Source organism: Streptomyces sp. Rer75 (assembly GCF_013414305.1).
Taxonomy (GTDB): domain Bacteria; phylum Actinomycetota; class Actinomycetes; order Streptomycetales; family Streptomycetaceae; genus Streptomyces; species Streptomyces himastatinicus.
Map to the genome: position 1 here is coordinate 2,038,980 of NZ_CP058693.1, position 15,171 is coordinate 2,054,150.

10 protein-coding genes and 3 pseudogenes are annotated in these 15,171 nt (G+C 68.3%); 9 read left to right on the plus strand and 4 right to left on the minus strand.

Annotated elements, in window-relative coordinates:
- Positions 1-6 precede the first annotated feature (6 nt).
- From vph to HYQ63_RS44505, 3 genes and pseudogenes are all read left to right on the plus strand, one after another.
- The gene (vph, locus tag HYQ63_RS08255; RefSeq protein WP_179933233.1) at positions 7-870 is read left to right on the plus strand and encodes a viomycin phosphotransferase; all 864 of its coding nucleotides are present in this window, start codon (positions 7-9) and stop codon (positions 868-870) included.
- 93 nt (positions 871-963) lie between these two features.
- On the plus strand, positions 964-1,572 hold the full coding sequence (locus HYQ63_RS08260) for a GDSL-type esterase/lipase family protein (RefSeq protein ID WP_179933234.1): 609 nt from the start codon (positions 964-966) through the stop codon (positions 1,570-1,572).
- Positions 1,573-1,764: 192 nt separating this feature from the next.
- Positions 1,765-1,896, plus strand: a pseudogene (locus HYQ63_RS44505) (restriction endonuclease); the annotation flags it as partial.
- A 99-nt stretch (positions 1,897-1,995) separates the two neighbouring features.
- On the opposite strand, the gene HYQ63_RS08265 reads toward HYQ63_RS44505, so the two are convergent.
- Positions 1,996-3,009, minus strand: a complete 1,014-nt coding sequence (locus HYQ63_RS08265) for an NAD(P)-dependent alcohol dehydrogenase (RefSeq protein ID WP_257231728.1) — start codon at positions 3,007-3,009, stop codon at positions 1,996-1,998.
- Between the two features lie 97 nt (positions 3,010-3,106).
- Here HYQ63_RS08265 and HYQ63_RS08270 point away from each other — a divergent pair, with 97 nt between their 5' ends.
- Positions 3,107-3,724: a TetR/AcrR family transcriptional regulator gene (locus HYQ63_RS08270; RefSeq protein WP_179933235.1), complete on the plus strand. Its 618-nt coding sequence runs from the start codon at positions 3,107-3,109 to the stop codon at positions 3,722-3,724.
- A 689-nt stretch (positions 3,725-4,413) separates the two neighbouring features.
- Here the strand turns inward: HYQ63_RS08270 and HYQ63_RS08275 are convergent.
- Both HYQ63_RS08275 and HYQ63_RS45925 read right to left on the minus strand, forming a co-directional pair.
- Entirely contained in the window at positions 4,414-4,782 is a 369-nt protein-coding gene (locus tag HYQ63_RS08275) for a hypothetical protein (RefSeq protein WP_179933236.1), read from the minus strand.
- A gap of 116 nt (positions 4,783-4,898) precedes the next feature.
- A pseudogene (locus HYQ63_RS45925) lies at positions 4,899-5,988 on the minus strand (integrase core domain-containing protein).
- A 449-nt stretch (positions 5,989-6,437) separates the two neighbouring features.
- Between HYQ63_RS45925 and HYQ63_RS08285 the strand changes: the two are divergent.
- Positions 6,438-7,220: an IS5 family transposase gene (locus HYQ63_RS08285; protein ID WP_257231730.1), complete on the plus strand. Its 783-nt coding sequence runs from the start codon at positions 6,438-6,440 to the stop codon at positions 7,218-7,220.
- A 742-nt stretch (positions 7,221-7,962) separates the two neighbouring features.
- On the opposite strand, the gene HYQ63_RS08290 is transcribed toward HYQ63_RS08285, so the two are convergent.
- A complete protein-coding gene (locus HYQ63_RS08290) occupies positions 7,963-8,985 on the minus strand; it encodes a LacI family DNA-binding transcriptional regulator (protein ID WP_179933238.1) in 1,023 nt (340 codons plus the stop codon).
- A gap of 501 nt (positions 8,986-9,486) precedes the next feature.
- Between HYQ63_RS08290 and HYQ63_RS08295 the strand changes: the two genes are divergently transcribed.
- The 4 genes and pseudogenes from HYQ63_RS08295 (at position 9,487) to HYQ63_RS08310 (ending at position 15,104) form a co-directional block, all read left to right on the plus strand.
- Positions 9,487-11,061 (plus strand): glycoside hydrolase 43 family protein, encoded by a 1,575-nt coding sequence (locus tag HYQ63_RS08295; protein WP_179933239.1) that lies wholly within the window; start codon positions 9,487-9,489, stop codon positions 11,059-11,061.
- A 140-nt stretch (positions 11,062-11,201) separates the two neighbouring features.
- The gene (locus HYQ63_RS08300; protein ID WP_179933240.1) at positions 11,202-12,119 is read left to right on the plus strand and encodes a PHB depolymerase family esterase; all 918 of its coding nucleotides are present in this window, start codon (positions 11,202-11,204) and stop codon (positions 12,117-12,119) included.
- A gap of 160 nt (positions 12,120-12,279) precedes the next feature.
- Complete coding sequence (locus HYQ63_RS08305; protein ID WP_179933241.1) at positions 12,280-13,929, plus strand: RICIN domain-containing protein; 1,650 nt, start codon at positions 12,280-12,282, stop codon at positions 13,927-13,929.
- Between the two features lie 84 nt (positions 13,930-14,013).
- Positions 14,014-15,104, plus strand: a pseudogene (locus HYQ63_RS08310) (integrase core domain-containing protein).
- The last annotated feature ends 67 nt before the right edge of the window (positions 15,105-15,171 follow it).

Below are 15,171 nucleotides of genomic sequence, written 5' to 3' on the forward strand. Positions count from 1 at the left end.
ACACTCGTGAGCATCCGTACGACTCATCGCGCTCTGCTGAGCCGTCTGCTGCCCGACGACAAACCGGACGACCTTGCAGTACGTCAGGGGCAATTCCACATCGTGGTCATTGGCTCAGACCGCGTCGTGTGCCTGCCTCGCACCCGGGCAGCGGCCGCCCGGTTGCCCCAGCGGGTGGCCGCACTACACGCACTCGCCGGCCTCGGCCTCGGTTTCCGCACACCTGAGCCGCTGCTCCAGGGCGGCACCCACAGCACCGACGAGGCGCCGTTCCTGGTACTCAGCCGCATTCCCGGAGAACCGCTGAAGACCGACGCACTCAACGATGCCCAAGTGGTCGACACCGTGGCGGCGCAGTACGCCACGCTGCTGTCCGGTCTGGCCCGTGCCGGCACCGACGAGACGGTACGAGCAGTTCTCCCTCAGGCACCAGAAGGCCAGTGGCGGCAGTTCGCGGAGAACGTGCGCACGGAGCTGTTCCCGCTCATGTCCGACAGCGGACGCCTACGGGCCGAGCGGGAACTCACAGCACTCGACAGCCTTCCCCACCTCACCCGAGCAGTGGTGCATGGCGACCTCGGTGCCGAAAACGTCCTATGGGAGTGGACGCACGGCCTACCGTACCTCTCCGGAGTACTCGACTGGGACGACGTCACACTCAGCGACCCGGCCGAGGACCTCGCAGCCATCGGAGCCAGCTACGGCCCCGACCTCCTGGAACGGGTGCTCGCCCTGGGCAACTGGTCAAACCACGGACTCCTCACCCGCATCGCCACGATCCGCGGCACATTCGCCCTGCAACAAGCCCTCTACGCAATCCGCGACGGCGCCAAAGAAGAACTCGCGGACGGCCTGGCCGACTACCGCTGAGGCACACCAGCACATCCGCTTCATCGAGCACTTCACAGCAACAGCAACCCGGCGAACCTATGCGGTCACAGCACTAGCCGTAGAGTTGACCGGATGAGCAGGGATCTACGCATGTGCTTCATCGGCGACTCCTTTGTCCAGGGCATCGGTGACCCGGAGCACCGGGGCTGGGTTGGCCGGGTGCTCCAGGCCACCTGCGGTGATGTCACAGCTTTCAATCTCGGGATCCGGCGCAACACCTCCGAGGATGTCCTGCGTCGCTGTTGGCAGGAGGTCGCACCGCGCACCCTGCCCGATGCCGACAATCGGCTGGTCGTTTCCTTCGGCAGCAACGACATGGTTGAGGAGGAAGGCAAGGTCCGCGTTGCCCCCTCCCGCTGTGTGGGCAACCTGGCCTCGCTCCTCGACGGGTGCAGGCAGCGGGCGATCGGTGCGCTGGTCGTAGGTCCCCCGCCCGTCGTCGACGCAAGTGAAGGCCATCTGCGACGGACCTCGCAACTGGCTGAGGAGATGGCCGCTCTCTGCCGTTCGCGGCACGTCCCGTTCATCGCCACGACCCAGGCCCTTGCCAGCGACCCTGCCTGGACGAGGGAAGCACTGGCCGGCGACGGTGCCCACCCAGGCAGCGCGGGCTACCACAGGCTCACTGACATCGTCCTCGCCGGCAGGTGGCACGAATGGACCGCTCGCCCAGGCCAATAGTCGGCTTCCGCTACTCGGTGTCGCCCTCTGTCATATTCGCGGCCAGATAGTTCCCCACCAACTGCCGCGAGCGGGGAATCGGAACTGGCCACCCACACCCAGCCATGACCTTCACGAAACTGCGGACAGAGCCTTGAAAACGGCCGGGGCTGCTCCTCGCCCCACCGGCAGCCAGACGAGCTGCATCCGACGGCCGTCACCTTCGGCAAGCAGCAGCACCTGGTCGACGGGCAGACGCTGGCGGTGTGGGCGTCTGGCTCCCGCCCGCTGTGGGAACTCCTGCGGGTAGTCCCGCCTCCCCGGCGGTCAACTCACCTGAGCTGAACAGGGGACGGGTGGGCTTGTACCTCAGGCCCTGTGAAAACGCGGTGCCCTGCTTCTCGGCGTGGGGATCCGTCACACCTGCCGTATCTCCGTATCTCGTCAGAATTCCAGCACCGCGCGGTAACGGGAGCGGCCGTGGCGGACGTGGTCCAGTGCCTCGTCGAGGCGCTCGGCCGGAAAGGTCTCCACGTCCGCCCTGATGCCGTGCCGGGCCGCGAAGTCGAGCATCCGCCTGGTGTCCATCGGTGTCCCGACGGTGCCTCCAGCGAGACTCTTCTCCGCCACCAGGAGGTCCACCGACTGGATGGTCAGCGGTCCCTTGGGGACCCCGACCACGCACAGCGTCCCGTGCGGTCGCAGCGCCGCGAGATACGCGTCCCAGGGCAGATCAGCCGAGACGGTCGAGAGGATGAAGTCGTACGAGCCGGCGACACGTTCAAGTCCCTCGTTCGCGACGACGAACTCGTGTGCGCCGAACCGGCGGGCGTCGTCCGCCTTCGCGGAGGTCGAGGAGATCGCCGTCACGTGGCAGCCCCACTTCGCGAGGAACTGGATCGCGAGATGACCCAGGCCGCCCACCCCCACCACGGCGACCCGGTCCGTGGGCCGTACTCCGTACCGTGTGAATGCGGAGAACACCGTGATGCCGGCGCACAGCAGCGGCGCCGCGTGCTCGGAGGCGAGGGCGGCGGGCAGCGGGTGGACGTACCGCCAGTCGCTCGCGCGCACGTGGGTGGCGAACGCGCCGCGATCGCCGCGGAAGACCGTGTCGTCCTTGTCCGGGCACAGGTGCTGGCGGCCGCTGAGACACCATTCGCAGGCGAAGCACGCCCCGGCCGTCGCGCCGACCCCCACGCGCTGTCCGACGGCCAGGCGCGTGCGGTCGACAGCACTGCCCACCGCCGTCACCACGCCGACCGCCTCATGGCCCGCGACCACGGGGTACCGGGAGATGCCGTGCTCGTTGTCGACCATGGCGACATCGGTCTGGCAGACGCCGCAGTGCGTCACGGCAACATCCACCTCCAGGGAGCCCAGGGGCTCCGACTCGTAATCGAGCACGTGAACAGGGCCGCCGGCCTCTTCCACCGCGTATGCGCGCACCAATGACACGTTCCGCCACCTCTAACTAACTAGTTGGTTTTAGCGAGGCGCACGCTAACCCACCGGATGCCCATTCAGCAACTAACCAGTTGGTAATCTGGGCTCCGTGTCTACTCGGTCTACCCGTCCCGCTCGGTCCACTCGGAAAAGCGACGCCGCCCGCAGCCGTCTGCTCGACGCGGCCACCGCCGACTTCGCCGCCCATGGCATCGCGGGAGCCCGCGTCGACCGCATCGCCGCCGCCGCGGGCATCAACAAGGCCCAGCTCTACGCCTACTTCGGAGACAAACTCAGTCTCTTCGGCGCCGTCTACCGCCTGCACGCGTACGCCGTCGTCGGTTCCGTACCGTTCACGGCCGACGACCTCCCCGGCTACGCCGTGGGGCTGTACGACGCCTCCGTCGAGCGGCCGGAGCTGGTCCGCCTGACCACGTGGGCGAGGCTCGAAGGGGTGGTGACCGACGACCTGGTGGCCGGGGACTCGTCGGTCGCCGCCAAACTTCGAGCTATCGCCGAAGCGCAGCGGTCCGGAACCGTCAGCGCCGCGATGGAACCGAGGGATGTCCTCGCCCTGGTGCTTGCCATGGCCCTGGCCTGGTCCCCGGCCGGCCCCTCCGCCACCGCCACCACCTCCGACACCCCTTCCTCGGACCACGTACGCCGTAAGCGGGCCCTGCGCGAAGCAGTCTCCGGCGCCTTCGCCCCGTCCTCGCGGGTGTCGTGAGCCCGCACGCAGGTTGACCGATGCCCCGGTACCCCGGTGCCCCCGACATCCTGGTGCCAGGTGCGCCGCCCTCACGGTCAGGAGCATCGCCGAGATCGTCCACCGCTGCCGACGCAGTGCATGAGCATCCACGTCTTCCTCCCGCGTGAGCATCCAGGACCCCGAACAGGCCGAACTTGCGCACGCAGGCTTTCCGGACCAACCGCCAGATGCGACGACATACTGGGCAAGATCACGCGATGGATGGGGAGATCAACAGAGCAAGTTTGCCCCACCCTGAGCAGCAAGTGGGGAGATTCAAGAAGCGCCATCAACACGACCGGGGGCACCTCTGTTTCCTCGGCAGCAGCACCGCCCGGTTGAGACTGGTAGGGGTGTGACCCAGCATGCGTGCCTTTCGAGGCGAGGAGCGGTCTCCGAGCAACCAGGCACCGGCTGGCCGCCTGCCGCCGACGGGACTTCGTCCGGCCCGCGATTCTGGCACCCAGAGCACCCCAGCCACCCCGGCGCAGCGCAAGCACGCCACAAGTACGGGAACCGTGTCAGCGCACTACCGACGGCTACAGCCAGACCATGACCAAACGCAGCGCCAACCACGGTTCGATTGATCCCCAGGGCCGGAGGCGGGGGTGCGCGCACCCGGGGCCAGCCCAGACGGATGGCCCCGGGCCCGGGACGGCGCATCTGGTCTACGCGGCAGTCAGCGGCCACGACTCCGACGGATCACCCAGCCACGCCTGGTGGCCGTCCAGCTCGACCGTCAGCCCGAAGTCGAACAGCTCCGGCCGGCCTGCGCCCGCCCGCCAGGTGAGCGCTGTGGCCGTCTCATCGGCGAGATTCCGCGGCCCCCACTGGTGCACGGTGCCGTCCGCCGCGTACGCCCACGAGTCGTGACTGCACCACCAGTGCCCACCGTCCTGCGGCCAATGGGCCACGTCCGCGAGCCGCAGACTGATGGCGAACTCCGCGTGCGGGTCGGCCAGCAGCGAGACGTCCAGGTCGGTCTTCGACTCCCGGCTCTCCTCCCACGCCCCCGGGCCGAACACCTCCGAGATCACCGGCCGCCGCCGCTGCCCTCGCACAGCCCGGCCACGACCCACACGACCGCGGCCTGCGGGACGTGTGGGAGACCATCATCGTCACCGTGTGCCGTTCATAAACGCGTCGCTGCTGGTCATGCCGCGTATCTGTACTCATTGATCAGACCGCCAAGGACACGGGTCTGGAAGAGCCGTCGTGGGGTTTTCAGGTCAGCGGCGCGGTGTGGTGGTCGGCGAGGGGAGGTAGTTGCTCTCGGGCCTGATGCGGTCGATGTCCGTTGCAGTGTCCGGCGTAGGTGCTGAGAACACGGAGAGCGTGGCGCTCGCTCCAGAGCTACAGGTGGTCGAGGACCTCGCGCCGCAGTGTCCCGATGGCCCTCTCACAGTGTGCGTTCATCCGCGGGGACTGCGGGGCGGTCTTGACGGTTTCGATGCCCTCGTCTTCGAAGACGGCGTCGAAGGATTCGGTGTGTTTGCTGTCCCGGTCGCGGATCAAGAAGCGCAGTGGCTCCAGACGCATGCCCTCGTCGAAGGCGAGGTTTCGGGCCTGCTGGGCCGCCCACTGTGCGGTCGGATGCGCGGTTACGCCGGCGATGTGGAGGCGGCGTGTGCCGTGCTCGAGGAAGACCAGCGCGTAGACCCGGCGAAGATCCACCAGATCGATGTGCAGGAAGTCGCAGGCGATGATGGCGTCGGTCGGTCTGGGATGTCAGGAACTCGCGCCATGTCGGCCCGGCGCGGCGGGAGCCGGGTCGACACCGGCTGCGGTCAAGATCTTCCAGACCGCGGGAGGCGCCGATCCTGTGGCCCAGCCGGGCGAGCTCCCCCTGGATCCTGCGGCAGCCCCAGCGCGGGTTCTCCCGCGCCAGCCGCAGCACCAACTCCTTCACGGCTTTCGCTGTCGCTGGCCGGCCCGGCCTGCTCCGGCACTCGCCGTAGTCCCACCTGCGTGCAACGAGACGTCGATGCCAACCCAGCAACGTCCCTGGTGTCACAGGGGAACACCTGAGCCCAGCGACGCCGGGGTATCAGCGAGGACAATGCCGCGAACCACAACCGGTCCGCCCACTGGTATCGCCCGGGACTCGCAAGTTGCCTGCGCAGCACCGCGTTCTCGTGCCGGAGCACGAGCAACTCAGCGTCTCTGGACGTCTGCCGACGCAGCAACACTGCTGGGACCGAGAGAAGCTTCCGCGTGACCTGATACGCCAGTGACACGATCACCTGGACATGGTCCCAGCGCGCCTGCCGATCCCGCCAGACCGCCTACGACCTGCAGCGACGCATTTCTGAACAGCACAGGCCGATCGACCTGTCGGCGCAGGACGGCGACCTCATGACGCAGCGCCAGGATCTCGGCGTTGTTTGCGGCAGGCGAACGGCACAGCAGGAGGAAGCAGCTCAGAAGCCGTTGCCCTATCGATCACGGTGATCACTGGTTCGAGTGCAGTGACTCGGTTGGGTGATCTCCAGCCGAAGCAGGCATGAAAGCAGGGCCTCCTGCCCAGCTCGGGATTGCTGAAGTCCTTCGAGCGTCAGGAGGCCCTGTGCCGCAGTCTTGCGTTCCGTTGTCCTCGTCGTCCAACTCGGTTGCTCGGTCGTGTGATTGCCTCGCGCACGTGTACGGCAATGCGGGGGATCGTTCGGACAGACGGCCTCGGTATCCGTCGGACATGACGGACGCCGAGTGGGCCGAGGTGCGGGGCTTGCTGCCGGTGCCGGGATGGCTGGAGGGCAGGGGCGGGCAGCCGGAGGGCTACTGTCACCGGCAGATGATCGACGCCATCCGCTACCTCGTGGCCGGCGGCATCACGTGGCGGGCGATGCCTGGCGATTTCCCCGCCTGGGACCGCGTCTACGCCTTCTGGCGGCGCTGGCGGGACAACGGCCTGATCAGCGAGTTCCACGACCGGCTGCGTGACCGGGTCCGCGAGGCCGGGGGACGGGACGCGGAGCCGACGGCCGCGGTCATCGACGCGCAGTCGGTGAAAGCCGCCGCGTCGGTGCCGACCGCCAGCCGGGGCTTCGATGGCGGCAAGAAGGTCAACGGGCGCAAGCGGCACATCGTGGTCGACACTCTCGGGCTGCTGCTGGCCGTGATGGTCACGGCAGCGTCGGTCACCGACCGGGACGCGGGCCGGGTCCTGCTGGCCCGGCTGCGGCACAGGCATTGGCGCGTGGCCAGGGTGTGGGCCGACGGCGGTTACACCGGGCCGCTGGTCGACGTCGCCCGCAGCCTCTGGCAGATCGCGCTGACGGTGGTCAAACGCAGTGACGGTGCCTCCGGGTTCACCGTGCTGCCCAAGAGATGGCTGGTCGAGCGCACGTTCGCGTGGCTGATGCGCTCCCGCCGCCTGGCCCGCGACTACGAGAGCCGCACCGACAGCGCGGAGGCGATGATCTGGTGGTCGATGAGCATGGTCGCGAGCCGCCGCCTGGCCCGGCAGCCTCACTGAACCTGCCCGGCACCGTCTCGGCCAGCCAGCCCCGCGCGGCCAGGCGCTTGACCTTCGACCGCACCCCCTCGACTTTCGCCGGGACTACCGCCAGACCGAGTGCCGCAGCGAGCTGCCGACAGTCCACCGCCTCCCCGCCCTGGTCGGCCACGATGGCCATGATCCGCCGATAGTCCGGCGCCAGTACGCCGACGTCGAGTCCTTCCCTCCACACCGGCACCACCGAGCCGGGCACCGCACCCACGACCGGCCGCTCTCGCCCATCAGACACGGTCACCGGTGCATCCCCGCGGCCGCTCGGCTCCGCCAGGACCTGCCCGACCGTCTCACGAGCGATCACGAACCGCTCCAACGCGGCCTCCGCTTCCCGCAACTCGGCCTGAAGAACCTCCACCCGCTGCTGGGCAGCACGCTCGCGTTCCTCCAGCAACCCCATCACCGACGGCACACGGCACCTCCACCGAGGAGACAACACGACACGCCATCACTGCCGCACGAGAAACGGACTATGCCTGGCCAGCACAAACGCAGCAGTCACGCTCGGAAAGACAACGGCTTCTCAGTAAACGGCAGAAGATCAGGTAGAGCAGTCACAGTCCCACAACTACTGATCATGTCCATACTCAAACGATCGCAAAGCCCCTGGTCAGTCGCCGTACGGCAATAAAGACACCCTTCAGGGGCGAACTGCCCTGTCCGGACCGTGTCCGCCCTGGTCAGCGGGTCGCGATCGTTTCGATTGTCAGCCCCGAAAAGGAGCGGTGCTCCCGCGGACGACAAGTTCGGTGGCGAGCTCCGCGCGTCCGCGCTCGAGCGGCCGACCCTGGGCAAGGGCAATCACCATGCCGGCGGCGGCGGCGGCCATCTCGGCGAGCGGCTGGCGCACGGTGGTGAGTGGCGGGGTGAGCCACCGGCTCGGAAAGAGGTCGTCGAATCCGACGACGCTCAGGTCCTCGGGAACGCGCAGCCCGGCCTCGGCCGCCGCGCGGTAGACGCCGAGCGCCTGACCGTCGTTGCCGGTGAAGACGGCGGTCGGCGGCTCCGGGAGGCGCAGCAGGTCCCGGGTGTGCTTGAGTCCGTCCAGGATCTGGAAGTCGCCGACGCGGACGAGGGCGGGGTCGATCGGAATGCCGGCCATGTCGAGGGCGGCCCGGTAACCGTCCAGCCTGGCCCGGCCGGCCAGGACGTGCTCCCCTCCCGTGATGACGGCGATGCGCCGGTGCCCGAGCTCCAAGAGGTGCCGGGTCGCCGACAGCCCGCCACTCCAGTTGCTCGCGCTCACCGACGGGGCGTCGTGGTCGGGATCCCCAGTCGGATCGACGAGCGCGAACGGTATGCCCCGGGTGCGCAGTTGTTCGGCCTGCTCGCCGCTAGGTCCTGAGAACACCGAGACGACACCGGTCGGGCGGCGGGCCAGCACACCCTCGACCCAGCCTCGCTCCGGGGTGTGGCGGCCCCGTAACTCGGAAACCACGACGGCTAGTTGGTGTTCGGCGGCCACTCGCTGGACGCCGCGGAAGATCTCGGTCGGGTAGGGCCCGCGCACCTCGTGGAAGACCAGTTCGAGCAGGGCGGCGGGGCCCGCCGCCTTCTGCCGCCGGTACCCGTGCCGGCGGATGATGCCCTCGATCAACGAGCGGGTCGTCGGGGCCACGTCCGCCCGCCCGTTGACGACCTTGGAGACCGTGGCTACGGAGACCCCGGCGCGCTGAGCGATCTGCGCGATGGTCAGCGATTCGCCCTGGCGGCCGTCGGCTGAGCACATACGGGGCAGTGTACTGGCCGCTCCGATCCTTTCGAAGAGAACACTCCTGTCCGCAACAAGGGCCACCGCAGGGGCTTGACGGCACAAGGAGGTACTTCTACGGTCCCCTCACCGCCATAACGATCGGTAGAACTCCCCAAAATCATTCGCTGAGGAGCCTGCGGTGAAGAGGGATCTTTCTGCACACACTGCCATGGGAGCGCTCCCGCATCCGTCCGGAACTCCGGCCGTCGTCCACCATCGACCCGACCAACCCGACGAGATCCACGGGGCATGGCGAGCACGCACCTCCGGAATCCGACGTACGGAGACCCGAAGCGAACGCCCGGTGGAAGCGGCCCGGGCGCTCGGAGCAGCAACAACCGCGCACCACGTCGCACTCCCGGCCCTCCGTCCCGCCCGCCGAGAAGAGTGATACCCGTGCCCGCGTCCGAACAGCCACACTTCCCCAGCCGCCGGGGAATACTGACCACCGCCACCGGACTGGCCGCAGGAGCCGCGATGCCACTGGTCAGCGCGCAGTCGGCACACGCCGCGTTATCTCGTGCGGCGACCCAGGAGCCTCATGTGGGCGCCGCCTCGTTCACCAATCCGGTGATCTGGCAGGACTTCGCCGATATCGACATCATCCGGGTCGGTGACACGTACTACTACTCGGCCTCGACGATGCACTACTCGCCAGGTGCACCGATCCTGCGCTCCTACGACCTGGTCAACTGGGAGTTCGCCGGCCACTCGGTACCACGTCTGGACTTCGGGGCCAAGTACGACCTGAACGGCGGGCGTGGCTACGTGAGGGGCATCTGGGCGTCGTCGCTGGCCTACCGGCCGAGGAACCGCACGTTCTACTGGCTGGGCCAGATCGACTTCGCCCGCACCTACATCTACACCGCCACGTCGGTCGAGGGCCCCTGGACCCGGCACGCCGACCTGCCGCACGTCTACTACGACGCCGGGCTGCTCGTCGACACCGACGACACCCTCTACGTAGCCTACGGCAACACGCAGATCAGCGTCGCCCAACTCTCCCCGGACGCCCGCAGCCAGGTCCGCGCCCAGCAGGTGTTCTCCACCCCCGCCGGCATCGGAACACTGGAGGGCTCCCGCTTCTACAAGATCAACGGGAACTACTACATCTTCCTCACCCGCCCGGCCAACGGGCAGTACATCCTCAAGTCCACCTCGGGCCCCTTCGGCCCCTACACCCTCCGCCAGGTCCTCCTCGACCTGCCGGGACCGATCCCCGGCGGCGGTGTCCCCCACCAGGGTGGACTCGTCCAGACCCAGAACGGCCAGTGGTACTACCTGGCCTTCGTCGACGCCTACCCCGGCGGACGCGTCCCCGCCCTCGCCCCCGTCACCTGGACATCCGACGGCTGGCCCCAACTGCACCTTGTGAACGGCGCCTGGGGCACCGCCTACCCCACCCCCAACCTCCCCCCACCACCCCGTCAGGTCGAACCCCTCACCGGCGTCGACACCTTCCAGGGGACCACCCTCAAACCCGCCTGGGAGTGGAACCACAACCCCGACAACGGCCGATGGGCCGTCAACGACGGCCTACGCCTGACCACCGCCACCGTCACCAACGACCTCTACGCCGCCCGCAACACCCTCACCCACCGCATCCAGGGCCCCACCTCCACCGCCACCATCACCCTCGACCACGCCCAGATGCGCGACGGCGACCGAGCCGGCCTCGCCATGCTTCGCGACTCCTCCGCCTGGATCGGCCTCAAACGCGAGAACGGCACGACCCGCCTGGCCATGGTCGACGGCCTGACCATGGACAGCAACTGGAACACCACCGGCACCGGCACCGAGCGCGCCACCACGGCCATCACCGGCACCCGCATCTGGCTGCGCGCCGCCACCGACATCCGCCCCGGCACCGGCCGCCAAGCCCGGTTCTCCTACAGCATCAACGGCAGCACCTACGCGCCCCTCGGCCCCGCCTTCACCCTCAACAACGCCTGGCAGTTCTTCATGGGCTACCGCTATGCCATCTTCAACCACGCCACCCGGGCACTCGGCGGCACGGTGACCGTCAGCCGCTTCGAACTGACCACGCCCTGAACGCGGTCGTCCGCCGGTGATCCCGACCGGACATTCACATGATCGCGGGCTCGAGTACAGACGTCTGATGACGCTTTCCATCCCGGTGAAAGGAGAGGTACATGCCCATGCCCATCGCTCACCACCCCAGGAAGTCACGGATGTCGCTGCGTAAGCTCTTACTCGTACCCGTCGCTGTCGCAGCGGCGCTCGTCATGGCCACGGGCGGCCCGGCGGTAAGCAGCAGCCACGGCGAACGCACGTCCGCCACGCGGGCGGGCACCGCGTCGGCGGCCGCCGGGTGCGGCCAGGCCCCAACGCTCCGGGACGGCACGTACACGATGCAGAGCGGCGGCAAGAGCCGCAGCTTCATCCTGGACGTTCCCGACAATTACGACCGCAACCGCCCCTACCGGCTGGTCCTGGGATTCCACTGGTGGGGAGGCACCGCCACCGACGTCGCCACCGGGCAGACCGTGGAGCGGGACGTCTGGTCCTACTACGGGCTCAAGCGGCTGGCGAACAACAGCGCCATCTTCGTCGCGCCCCAGGGCCTCAACAATGGCTGGGCCAACGCCGGCGGCGAGGACGTGACCTTTGTCGACGACATCCTCAGGAGGGTCGAAGGAGACCTCTGCGTCGACACGACGCGGCGGTTCGCCCTGGGCTTCAGCTATGGCGGCGCCATGAGCTACTCGCTCGCCTGCTCCCGGCCGAACGTCTTCCGCGCGGTCGCGGCCTACGGCGCTCCCGGCCAGATCAGCGGCTGTAGCGGCGGCACCGGGGCCGTCGCGTACTTCGCGGCGCACGGCGTCAGCGACAACATCGCCAACGCACGGTCGATGCGAGACCGGTTCGTCAGGAACAACGGCTGCACCACCCAGAACCCGCCCGAGCCGCCCCGGGGCAGCCTGCGGCACATCACCACCACCTACTCCGGGTGCGCCGCCGGACGGCCGGTCGCCTGGGCCGCGTTCGACGGAGGCCACATCGCCGCACCACAGGACGGAGCTCCCGGGGACAGTGGCTCCAGAACCTGGCTCCCCGGCGAGACGTGGAGGTTCTTCACGCAGTTCTAGCCTGACGGCACGAGCACCCGGGGGTGGATCACTTCCGGGATCCACCCCCGGACGCCCGCACGAGATGCCGCGTCATGTCATGCTCACGCCATAGACGGCGCCCGGCCATCACGGCTCGACGCGGCCCGGCGCCCCAGGTCAATCGTGGAAGGACCAGACGATGCGTACGTCAATCCGCGGACGTCTGCCGCGCCTGCTGGCAGCGGCGGCTGTCGCGCTGACGCTGCTCTCCTCCGTGCCGGCCCAGCCGCCGGCTCAGGCCGCGCCCGGAAGCCCGGCGCTCACCCCGCCGCTGGGCTGGAACAGCTGGAACAGCTTCGGCTGCAACAACGTCAACGAGAGGGTGATCCGACAGGCCGCCGACGCCATGGTGAGTTCGGGCATGCGGGACGCCGGCTACGACTACGTCGTGGTCGACGACTGCTGGTTCGATCCCCAGCGCGACGCCCAAGGCAACCTGCGCGCGCATCCGACGAAGTTCCCCAACGGCATGAGGGCGCTGGGCGACTACATCCACAGCCGCGGGCTCAAGTTCGGGATCTACCAGGTGCCCACCGAGCGCACCTGCGCCCAGCGCGTCGGCACCTACCCCGGCTCAACCGGCAGCAGCGGACACGAGGTGCGGGACGCCAACACCTTCGCCTCCTGGGGCGTGGACTATCTGAAGTACGACTGGTGCTCTCCCGAGGGCACCCGCGAGGAGCAGATCGCCCGGTTCACGCTAATGCGAGACGCCCTCCGCGCCACGGGACGTCCCATCGTCTACAGCATCAACCCCAACAGCTTCCACGCCGTCACCGGCCCCACCTACGACTGGGGTCAGGTCGCCGACCTGTGGCGCACCACCGAGGACCTGCTGGACATCTGGCAGAACGGCAACACCAACAGCTATCCGATGGGCGTGGGAAACGTCGTCGACATCAACGCTCCGTTGGCCGCCCAAAACGGCCCCGGCCACTGGAACGACCCGGACATGCTGGTGGTCGGCAGACCGGGGCTCACGCTGACCGAGTCCCGGTCACATTTCGCGCTGTGGGCTCTGATGGCCGCGCCCCTGATGGCGGGCAACGACATCCGCACCATGTCCGCCGAGGTCAGCGCCATCCTGCGCAACCCACGTCTGCTGGCCGTGAACCAGGACGCCCTGGGCGCGGGCGGACGACGGGTGCGCGACGACGGCGCCGCCGAGGTGTTCGCCAAACCCCTGTCCGACGGCTCGGTCGCCGTCGGTCTGTTCAACCGCGGCGGCGGAACCACCGCGATCACCACTACGGCGGCCCAGATCGGGCTGTCCGGCGGAACGTTCACCCTGACCGACCTGTGGACCGGGGCAACATCCACCACCGGCGGTCAGATCTCCGCGAGCGTGCCGGCACATGGCGTCGCTCTGTACCGGGTGTCCGGGGGCACCCCGCTGGAGAACACGACATCCCGGTTGCGTGGTGCCGGCTCGGGCCGCTGCCTGGATGTCGACGACGCCTCCACCGCGTCCGGCGCCACCGTACTGATCTGGGACTGCCACACCGCGGCGAACCAGTCCTGGACCACGTGGCCTGGCGGCGAGATCCGCGTCTACGGCGACAAGTGCCTAGACGCCTACAACCAGGGCACCACCAACGGCACCCCTGTGGTCACCTGGCCGTGCAACGGACAGAACAACCAGAAGTGGACGCTCACCTCCGATGGCTCGATCCGCAACGTTCACTCGGGACTGTGCCTCGATGTCAGCCAGGCGGGCACCGCCAACGGAACCGCGGTGATCCTGTGGACCTGCAACGGCCGGCCGCACCAGAAGTGGGCTCGCACCTGAGGAACCATGTGCTGTTCAGAAATGCGTCGCTGCAGGTCGTAGGCGGTCTGGCGGGATCGGCAGGCGCGCTGGGACCATGTCCAGGTGATCGTGTCACTGGCGTATCAGGTCACGCGGAAGCTTCTCTCGGTCCCAGCAGTGTTGCTGCGTCGGCAGACGTCCAGAGACGCTGAGTTGCTCGTGCTCCGGCACGAGAACGCGGTGCTGCGCAGGCAACTTGCGAGTCCCGGGCGATACCAGTGGGCGGACCGGTTGTGGTTCGCGGCATTGTCCTCGCTGATACCCCGGCGTCGCTGGGCTCAGGTGTTCCCCTGTGACACCAGGGACGTTGCTGGGTTGGCATCGACGTCTCGTTGCACGCAGGTGGGACTACGGCGAGTGCCGGAGCAGGCCGGGCCGGCCAGCGACAGCGAAAGCCGTGAAGGAGTTGGTGCTGCGGCTGGCGCGGGAGAACCCGCGCTGGGGCTGCCGCAGGATCCAGGGGGAGCTCGCCCGGCTGGGCCACAGGATCGGCGCCTCCCGCGGTCTGGAAGATCTTGACCGCAGCCGGTGTCGACCCGGCTCCCCGCCGCGCCGGGCCGACATGGCGCGAGTTCCTGACATCCCAGACCGACCGACGCCATCATCGCCTGCGACTTCCTGCACATCGATCTGGTGGATCTTCGCCGGGTCTACGCGCTGGTCTTCCTCGAGCACGGCACACGCCGCCTCCACATCGCCGGCGTAACCGCGCATCCGACCGCACAGTGGACGGCCCAGCAGGCCCGAAACCTCGCCTTCGACGAGGGCATGCGTCTGGAGCCACTGCGCTTCTTGATCCGCGACCGGGACAGCAAACACACCGAATCCTTCGACGCCGTCTTCGAAGACGAGGGCATCGAAACCGTCAAGACCGCCCCGCAGTCCCCGCGGATGAACGCACACTGTGAGAGGGCCATCGGGACACTGCGGCGCGAGGCCCTCGACCACCTGTAGCTCTGGAGCGAGCGCCACGCTCTCCGTGTTCTCAGCACCTACGCCGGACACTGCAACGGACATCGACCGCATCAGGCCCGAGAGCAACTACCTCCCCTCGCCGACCACCACACCGCGCCGCTGACCTGAAAACCCCACGACGGCTCTTCCAGACCCGTGTCCTTGGCGGTCTGATCAATGAGTACAGATACGCGGCATGACCAGCAGCGACGCGTTTATGAACGGCACAGGCTCCCAGAGGGCTCCCCGTTACTCCCTGCCCGGAAA